The 6,049-nt window shown below is 63.6% G+C and carries 6 protein-coding genes; 5 read left to right on the top strand and 1 reads right to left on the bottom strand.

Features of this window, described 5'->3' with window-relative positions; genetic code table 11:
• From EN750_RS15120 to EN750_RS15095, 5 genes are all read left to right on the top strand, one after another.
• The coding region (locus EN750_RS15120; RefSeq protein WP_145967663.1) for a GMC family oxidoreductase at positions 1 to 1,102 on the top strand (1,102 nt) is incomplete at its 5' end.
• Between the two features lie 256 nt (positions 1,103 to 1,358).
• Positions 1,359 to 2,120 carry a 3-ketoacyl-ACP reductase gene (locus tag EN750_RS15110; protein ID WP_127396898.1) on the top strand — a complete coding sequence of 254 codons (762 nt, stop codon included), beginning with the start codon at positions 1,359 to 1,361 and terminating at the stop codon, positions 2,118 to 2,120.
• Between the two features lie 12 nt (positions 2,121 to 2,132).
• A complete protein-coding gene (locus EN750_RS15105; protein ID WP_127396897.1) occupies positions 2,133 to 3,761 on the top strand; it encodes a GMC family oxidoreductase N-terminal domain-containing protein in 1,629 nt (542 codons plus the stop codon).
• Positions 3,762 to 3,778: 17 nt separating this feature from the next.
• Complete coding sequence (locus EN750_RS15100; protein ID WP_127319158.1) at positions 3,779 to 4,087, top strand: Dabb family protein; 309 nt, start codon at positions 3,779 to 3,781, stop codon at positions 4,085 to 4,087.
• A gap of 171 nt (positions 4,088 to 4,258) precedes the next feature.
• Positions 4,259 to 5,476, top strand: coding sequence for an MFS transporter (locus EN750_RS15095; RefSeq protein ID WP_164895733.1), 1,218 nt, complete (start codon positions 4,259 to 4,261; stop codon positions 5,474 to 5,476).
• 7 nt (positions 5,477 to 5,483) lie between these two features.
• Here the strand turns inward: EN750_RS15095 and EN750_RS15090 are convergent.
• On the bottom strand, positions 5,484 to 6,049 hold a 566-nt coding region (locus EN750_RS15090; RefSeq protein ID WP_127396895.1), incomplete at its 5' end, for a DMT family transporter.

Here is a 6,049-nt window from a genome sequence, read left to right as displayed (position 1 = left end):
GGGGGAGGATCCGCCCGGGCCGTTCCATTCGATCCCCTACGCCTACAAGCCGGTGCCCGACGAGGCACCGATCGCCCGCGCCCGCGCCGAGCTGAAAAACCTCGGCCTGCATCCGGCCTCGCTGCCGCTCGGCGTCGACATCGACACCTGGCTGAAAGAGGGCAAGACCGGCTGGGATGCTTTCCCGAACACCGGCCAGGGCAAGGTCGACGCGCAGACGGGTCCGCTGACGGCTGCGCTGACCGATCAGAACATCAAGCTCGAGACCGGCGCTTACGTCGAATATCTTGAAGCCTCGCCAGACGGCACGACGATATCAGCCATTCACTACCGGCAGAACGGCGAGCTGAAGAAAGTATCACCGAAGCTGGTCATCCTGTCGGCCGGCGCGGTCAATTCCGCCGTCATCCTGCTGCGCTCGCCGACATCGGATGGCAAAGGCCTAGCCAACCGCTCCGACCAGGTCGGCCGCAATTTCATGAACCACAATTCAAGCGCCATGCTGGCGATCGACCCGCGCCGCCGCAACGATGCCGTCTACCAGAAGACCTTGATGCTGAACGACTATTACCTGTCCGACGGCAAGGGCGGCAAGCCGCTGGGGAACGTCCAGTTGCTCGGCAAGATCGACGGCAACATGCTGCGGGCCAATGTCAAATACACGCCCGGATTCGCGCTCGACTTCATGGCCGACCACGCTGTCGACTGGTACCTGATGTGCGAGGACCTGCCCGATCCGGAAAGCCGCATCATGGTCGACGGCAAGGACATCGTCATGCAGTGGCGGCGCTCCAACATGCGGTCGCTAGACGGGCTGACCAAGGTGATGCGCGAAAATTTCCGCGCCTGCGGTTATCCCATCGTTCTGTCGCGCCCCTTCGACAAGCGCACGCCGTCGCACCAATGCGGTACGATAAAGATGGGCGACGATCCGGCGACGGCGGCGCTCGACCCTTACTGCCGCTCCTTCGACCACCGGAACCTCTTCGTCGTCGACGCCGGTTTCCTGCCGAACTCGGCCGCGGTCAATCCGGCGCTATCGATTGCAGCCCAGGCGCTGCGTGTCGCCGATCATATTCGCAAGGTGGAGCTTGCCGCATGATGGGTCAGTGCCGCCCCTCATCCGCCTGCCGGCACCTTCTCCCCGTAAACGGGGAGAAGAAAGCTGGTCGCAACCTCGGCGATCCTTTGGCGATTGTCGAGAACGGCGGCGCGAGCGTCCTTCTCCCCGTCACTATACGGGGGGTTGAGGAGTGGTCCGCGCAGCGGACGAAAAGCCAACTGCTTGGCTTTTCGAACGACGAACGCTCCGGCAGGGCGATGAGGGGCGGCGCTGACATCCGCAAGGCTAGCTTCCAATGACCCGCCCCTCCGCCATCGTCACCGGCGGCGCGCGCGGCATTGGGCTTGCCTGCGCCGAGGCACTGGCGGATGCCGGCTTCGATATTCTGGTCGCCGATCTTGCTGACCAAGCTCCAGACGAACTTGCCGCCGCCATTGCCGCCCGCGGCTCAAAATTCGCCTATGTGCGTTGTGACATCGCCAACCTCGACGACCATCCAGCCCTCGTCACCGCCGCAACGAACGCCTTCGGTCGCATCGACTGCCTGGTCAACAATGCCGGCGTCGGCGCCGTGGTGCGCGGTGACCTCTTGGACCTCAAGCCGGAGAATTTCGACCGCACGCTCGGCATCAATCTGCGCGGCACCGTGTTCCTCAGCCAGGCCGTGTCCAAGGCGATGCTGGCTGCGCCAGGCGATCACCAGAGGTCGATCATCACCATCACCTCGGTCAGCGCTGAAATGGCATCGCCGGAGCGGCCGGACTATTGCATCTCGAAAGCCGGCCTTTCAATGTGGGTGAAGAACCTGGCGCTTAGGCTTGCGCCCGAAAATATCGGCGTGTTCGAGGTCCGGCCAGGCATCATCCGCACCGATATGACATCAGGCGTGACCGCCAAATATGACGCCCTCATCGACGGCGGTCTGGTGCCAGCCAAACGCTGGGGCGAAGCATCAGACATCGGCGCGGTGGTGGCAACACTCGCTGGCGGAAAACTCGGCTTTTCGACCGGCTCGATCATCAATGTCGACGGTGCGCTCTCCGTGCCGCGGCTGTAAGTGGACAGTGTCATGACCGACTACATCATCGTGGGCGCCGGTCCGGCCGGCTGCGTTCTGGCCAACCGGCTGAGCGAGAATCCGGCAAATTCGGTCCTGCTGCTGGAGGCTGGCGGTAAGGACTGGCATCCTTACATCCACATGCCGGCAGGCTTCGCCAAGATGACCAAAGGCATCGCCTCCTGGGGCTGGTCGACCGTGCCGCAGAGAAACATGAAGGATCGCGTCTTCTGGTACACGCAGGCCAAGGTTGTCGGCGGCGGCTCGTCCATCAACGCCCAGATCTATACACGCGGCAACGCCCGCGATTACGACGCCTGGGAGAAGGAAGAGGGCCTCGCCGGCTGGGGCTATCGCGATGTGTTGCCCTATTTCAAACGCGCTGAGAACAACCAGCGCTACGCCAACGATTTTCACGGCGACCAGGGGCCGCTCGGCGTCTCGAACCCGATTGCGCCATTGCCGATCTGCGAAGCCTATTTCCGTGCCGGCCAGGAGATGGGCATCCCCTTCAACCCGGACTTCAACGGCGCTGCCCAAGAAGGCGTCGGCTACTACCAGTTGACCCAGAAGGATGCCCGGCGCTCGTCCGCTTCAGTCGCCTATTTGAAGCCGATCCGCGCCCGCAAGAACCTGACCGTCCGAACCGACGTGCTGGTGACGCGCATCGTCGTCGAGAAGGGCCGCGCCATCGGCGTCGAGGTGGTCGACAGGCCGGGCGGCGAGAAGAAAATCCTGCGCGCCGAACGCGAGGTGATCGTCTCGTCCGGCGCCATCGGCTCGCCGAAACTCCTGATGCAGTCGGGCATCGGCCCCGCGGACCATCTGAAGTCGGTCGGCATCACACCGGTGCACGACCTGCCCGGCGTCGGCTCCAACATGCAGGACCATCTCGATCTGTTCGTCATCGCCGAATGCACCGGCGATCACACCTATGACAACTACGCCAAGCTGCACCGCACGGCCTGGGCCGGCCTGCAATATCTGCTGCTGAAGAAGGGGCCGGTGGCCTCCAGCCTGTTCGAGACCGGCGGCTTCTGGTACGCCGATCCGACAGCCGCCTCGCCCGACATCCAGTTCCATCTCGGTCTGGGCTCGGGTATCGAGGCCGGCGTCGAGAAGCTGAACAATCCCGGCGTCACTTTGAACTCGGCCTTCCTGCGGCCGCGCTCGCGCGGCACGGTGCGGCTGAAGAGCGCCGACCCGGCCGACCACCCGCTGATTGATCCGAACTACTGGTCCGATCCCTATGACCGCGCCATGTCGATCAAGGGGCTGCGGCTGGCCCGCGAGATCATGCGGCAGAAGGCGCTTGCCCCTTACGTGCTGCGCGAGGTGCTGCCCGGCCCGTCACTCGCCAGCGACGACGAGCTGTTCGACTATGCCTGCCGCAGTTCCAAGACCGACCACCATCCGGTCGGCACCTGCCGCATGGGCCATGACGAGATGGCTGTCGTGACGCCGGATCTGCGGCTGCGCGGCATCGAGGGCCTGCGCGTCTGCGACGCCTCGGTGATGCCGCGCGTGCCTTCATCCAACACCAATGCACCGACCATCATGGTCGGTGAAAAGGGCGCCGACCTGGTCCTTGGCCGCGAGCCGCTGCCGCCGGCGGTGTTTTCCGGAAACCGGGCTGCTTAGCCACTGAGGGGTAAGACATGATTAGGCACTGTGTTTTCGCCAAGTTTCGCAACGATGTTGCCGCCGCCGAGCGCATGGCGATCCATTCCGATCTCGAGGCGCTTCGACAGGTGATCGACGGCATGGACGCCGTAAAATTCAGCGCCAATGTCAGCCCGGAGCCGTTCGCACGCGGCTTCACCCACGGCTTCACCATCGATTTCCGCGATGCCGCCGCGCGCGATGCCTATCTTGTGCATGAAGCGCACCAGCGCGCCGGCGCGCGCCTGGTCGCTGCCCTGGAAGGCGGCACGGACGGGCTGCTGGTGTTTGATCTCGAAATCTAGACCTCATTCTCAAGCCACGATCGAGTTCATCGACAGATGGCACCGCTCGCTCCTCATCGCACCTTCCGCCATTCCAGCGGGCGTTCGATCAAATGAGCCGCGCGAAAACGTGACCACCGGTCTTCCCTGAACTGGCCGATAATTCGCCCATCGATGATGATGGAGGAAGATTTGCACCTTAATTCGCAGCAGAAGAAGACCGTCCTCGCCTCATTCCTGGGCTGGACGCTCGATGCTTTCGATTTCTTCCTTCTGACATTCCTGCTCACCGATATCGCGACCGAATTCCACGCCGACGTGCCCGCGGTCTCCAAGGCGCTGTTCCTGACCTTGGCGACACGCTTCATCGGCGCGTTCTTCTTCGGCATGCTTGCCGACAAATACGGGCGCAAGCCGATCCTCATGCTCAACATCGTCAGCTATTCGGTGATCGGCGCGCTGGCCGCCTTCTCGCCCAATCTCGGCATATTCCTCGCCCTGCGTGCTTTGTTCGGCATCGCCATGGGCGGCGAATGGGGGCTGGGCAGTTCGCTGGCCATGGAATCCATTCCGCCGAGCGCACGCGGCATGGTCTCCGGCATCCTGCAATGCGGCTATCCGGCCGGCTATCTGCTGGCGGCGGTGGTCTATGGCCTGCTCTATCAGCAGACGATCGGCGGCTACACGATCGGCTGGCGCGCCATGTTCCTGCTCAGCTTCGTGCCGGCGCTGATCGTGCTCTTCATCCGCTCGCATGTGCCGGAATCGCCGGCCTTCGTCGAAGCGCAGAAGACGGCTCGACCTGGCATGTGGGAAACGCTGCAGAAGCACTGGGGCGTCGCGCTCTATGCCGTCGTGCTGATGATGTTCTTCAATTTCTTCAGTCATGGCACGCAGGACCTCTACCCTACCTTCCTGAAGAAGCAGCACGGCTTCGATCCGCATACGGTGAGCTGGATCACCATCGTTGCCAATATCGGCGCCATCGTCGGCGGCCTGGCCTTCGGCGCGCTGTCGGAGAAGATCGGCCGCGTCAACGCCATCACGCTGGCATGCCTGATCGCCTTGCCATCCATCCCGCTATGGGCCTACTCGACCACGCCGTTCATGCTCGCCATCGGCGCCTTCGTCATGCAGGTCGCGGTCCAGGGTGCCTGGGGCGTCATCCCCGTGCACCTCAACGAGCTTTCGCCCGGCGCGGTGCGGGCGACCTTGCCCGGCTTTATCTATCAGGCGGGCAATCTCGCCGCGTCCTATGGCGGCCCCTATCAAGCAGGAATCGCTGAAAGCGCCGGAGGCAGCTATGGCTATGCCCTGGCGCTGTTCGCAGGCGTGGTCGCCGTCTGCATCATCGTCGTCATCCGCTTCAGCCCGGAACGACGTGGCCAGGTGATGACCGTCCTGACCTGAGCGGCGCCTAACCAAGCCTCAGCGCGACGACGCCGGCCACGATGCTGAGCGCGGCGGCACCGCGCCAGCCGGTCATTTTTTCGCCGAGAGCGAAGACCGAGATCATCATGGCAAACAGGATCGAGGTTTCGCGTAGCGAGGCCACCGAAGCGATCGGTGCTTTGGTCATCGCCCACATGACGATCCAGTAGGCGGCACCGCTGAGCACGCCGGTGAACAGCCCTGCCTTCCAGTCGCGCGCCAGCACCGGCAGTGCCTTCGGTCCGCGGAAGATGAGGCACAGCACCAACGCGCCTAAAGCATCGCAGATGAACAGCCAGGCGGCATAGCTCTGCGCGGTCGCCGCCAGCCGCGCGCCACTGCCGTCCGACAGCGTATAGCTGGCGATGAAGATGGAAGTGCCGAGCGCGAAGCCAACCGCGCGCAGATTGAGTTTTTCCAGATGTGCGCCGCCACGAAACGACATCACCAGCGTGCCGGCCGACAACAGGAAGATGCCGAGCATGGCGAACGGGCCGGGAATCTCGGCAACGACGAACATGCCGCCGAAGGCTGAGAGCAGAGGTGCGGTGC

Source organism: Mesorhizobium sp. M7A.F.Ca.ET.027.03.2.1 (assembly GCF_003999175.1).
Taxonomy (GTDB): Bacteria; Pseudomonadota; Alphaproteobacteria; order Rhizobiales; family Rhizobiaceae; genus Mesorhizobium.
This window is presented reverse-complemented; position numbering and strand designations above follow the sequence as displayed.